Raw genomic sequence first — 3265 nt, forward strand, 5'->3', positions numbered from 1 at the left:
TTATGATTATTTTAAAAGTGCAGCCTTGGTACACTCCGCAATTCATCATTCCCATACTAGGATTAATATTGGGCAACTCTCTCACTGCTATTGCTTTGACTAGCAACCAACTGATTGAATCTTTTTATGAGCAGCGGGGGCGTATCGAGATGATGCTAAGCCTATCTGCGCGGCCATTTGAAGCGGTACACGAGCCTATACGCTCGGCCATTATCACTGGTATGACGCCAACATTAAACTCTATGCTAGTCGTTGGTATCGTCAGTTTGCCGGGCATGATGACAGGACAAATTCTTGCGGGGGCTGATCCTACTCAAGCCGTTCGTTACCAAATAATAACGATGTTTTTGATATGTGTGAGTAGCACGCTTGGTTGTACAATCAATGCCCTACTCATTTATCGACGTTTTTTTAATAAAAGCTATCAATTTATCCCACCATGAATGACTCACCACCTATAGCGTTAGAGATAAAGAATTTATGCCTTAATGTGTTAAATACTGCCTCATAACTTCCATTGTAACGCTCGCCTCATGTTGAAAGTATCCCACTATATATTTGATTTTATGAATATATTTATTTTAATTTATGTACTACCCAGTACGACAAACCAATGTTTACTTGATCCACATTCATGATAGTGTACTCATTAATAATCACTTTATTTTTGAATACTCAAACCGTGGCTTGTTAATTACTACAATGGCGTGCCTAAGACGATTTATCCCAATAGGTACAACAGTATTAAAGAGCTCTATGAGGAATGCTTTGGAAAGTCTTACTGGTTACAAATCTCCGCATCATATTGAATTTGTAAATGAATTACCAAAGAGACATATAAGTAAGGTGTTGCTGCAAAGATTATAAAAGAATATCGAATAATTCCCAAAAAAAATAAACATAAGTTTTTTAAATAAGGGCGTTTGATACTATTGGTAGAACGCTCTGAACTGTAAAAATAGATAATTTCTATGCAGAAACCTGCCCTGTTATAACCATATTGTTAAAACTATCACCCAATAAATTGCCTTAAAAGAGTAATACTGGTTATAATGACTATTATTCTCAATAAAAATAACCGACTACAACATTTTATCGACCATTTATCTCAAAATAGTTGCAACATATATATTTAAATTAATCAAATTTAAATATAAACTATCAAGTATTATATTGGCATAAAAAAATCAATTGTAGTTATGTTAATGTGTTGTCAAAATAAGTTGCTTTACTTTTTTTCAGTCTCAAAAAAAATACCTAACCGTTTAATCTACTTAGATTATGATTCTTTGCGGTTAAATGAATTTGTAATTAAAAAGCTATAGATATAAAGGCCAGCGTATTCTAACAGTCTGTGAAACCATATCATGTCACTCAGCAAGCCATTGCTCTCACAGCAACGATCTGTATTGTTTGACACGAATGTGACTACCTTTTTATAGAACCTTAACTTAATCTCAGCATTTAAGAACGCTAAGTATGACAGTTGATAAACCTTGGCTTGCTCAATACCCAAAAAATGTACCTAAAACCATCAATCCAGATCAATATGCAAATCTGATTGAGTTATACGAGGAATGCTTTGACCGTTTCCGTCCCCATCCTATGACTATCTGTATGGGTGTTACTCATACTTATGGTGACGTGGACAAAGCATCACTTGCAGTTGCCGCATGGTTACAAGCTCAAGGTATTCCTAAAGGCAGTGTCGTAGCATTAATGATGCCAAACGTTCCGCAATACTTACCTACAATGATTGGTATATTGCGCGCAGGATACGTATGTACGCCTGTTAATCCATTATACACTGGCCGTGAGCTACGCCATCAGTTAAACGATTCAGGTGCCCAGACTATTTTTGTGGTGGATAATTTTGCCCAAGCACTTGAGCAAGTTATTGACGAGACAAACATCAGGCGCATTGTTCTCTCAAAAATGGGCGATATGATGGGACTAAAAGGTATTTTAGTCAATACCGTTATCCGTCAGGTGAAACGCTTAGTCCCCAAGTATAATCTTAATGACCCAAAATATCAGGTTACTAAGTTTCCTGAAGTGCTTAAAAAAGGCAAAAACCTACCTGTTCAATCGCCAAAAACCACCATGCAACAAAAAGCTATCTTGCAATATACGGGTGGAACGACAGGACTATCCAAAGGGGCGATTTTATCACAGCGTAATATCGTTTCTGCTGCTCTACAGTCAGAAGCATGGTACCGCCCTGTCACTTCAGAAATTAACGAAGTCTATATCAATATGGTGATGGCTCTACCGCTATATCATATTTTTGCATTTATGCTGAGTTTGCTTGGTATGCGTTCAGGCTACACCTTTATATTGGTGCCAAACCCACGCGATATGTCAGGCTTTGTTAAAACATTATCAAAACAACCGTTTCATATTATTCCTGCTGTCAACACACTATTCAAAGGCTTACTCGATCAGCCAAACTTTAAAGATTTGGATTTTAGCTCACTACGCATATCACAAGCAGGTGGTATGGCAGCAACTGAACAGACCGCGGCTAAATGGTTGGCAGTCACTGGTTGCCCAATGATTGAAGGTTGGGGCATGACTGAAGGTGTTGCTGCTGGTACAGCCAACGTCATCACTGACCGTAAATTCAACGGTACAATTGGTATACCCGTTCCTAGCGTCGATGTCATCGTTGCTGACGATAATGGTAAACATGTGGGATTCAATCAAGCAGGAGAAATGTGTATAAAAGGTCCTAATGTGACCTCAGGCTACTTTAATAAAGACAGTAGCAACGATTTCACCACTGATGGTTATTTCCGCACTGGTGACATTGTCAGCATGGATGAACAAGGTTATATCACCCTACTTGACCGCAAAAAAGATATGATTTTGGTTTCAGGCTTTAACGTTTTTCCAAATGAAATTGAATCCGTCATGCTTGACTACAAAGGCATTATTGACTGTGCGGTAATTGGTATTCCAGATAGCCGCCAAGGCGAAGCTGTCAAAATTTATGTTGTCCCGAGCGATGATGATGTCACCAAAAATGATATTAGAGAATATGCTTTGGAAAACCTCACTGGTTACAAATGTCCGCGTCATATTGAATTCATCAATGAACTACCAAAGAGCAATATTGGTAAAGTATTGCGGAAAAAATTGCGCGAAAAACATATATCAGATAACCCTCAAACACTATAACGTCTGAACGTCATAGTGTTTGAATTAAAAAAAGCCCTCTACTTATCAAGTAAAGGGCTTTTTTAATATTTTGATGACTGACTAT

At 37.8% G+C, this 3265-nt stretch carries 2 protein-coding genes; both read left to right on the forward strand.

Annotated features, from left to right (window positions below; translation table 11 throughout):
• Positions 1–443 (forward strand): ABC transporter permease (locus ACT3QP_RS14465; RefSeq protein ID WP_444518844.1); only part of this gene is annotated, 443 nt, incomplete at its 5' end.
• Between the two features lie 1036 nt (positions 444–1479).
• Positions 1480–3180: an AMP-binding protein gene (locus ACT3QP_RS14470; protein WP_192520514.1), complete on the forward strand. Its 1701-nt coding sequence runs from the start codon at positions 1480–1482 to the stop codon at positions 3178–3180.
• Positions 3181–3265: the final 85 nt, after the last annotated feature.

The organism is Psychrobacter sp. AOP7-B1-24 (genome assembly GCF_052376215.1).
Lineage (GTDB): Bacteria > Pseudomonadota > Gammaproteobacteria > Pseudomonadales > Moraxellaceae > Psychrobacter.

Excerpts from the sequence above, each read along its gene's own strand:
- ACT3QP_RS14470 (WP_192520514.1), top strand. The coding sequence starts at position 1,480 with ATGACAGTTGATAAACCTTGGCTTGCTCAATACCCAAAAAATGTACCT.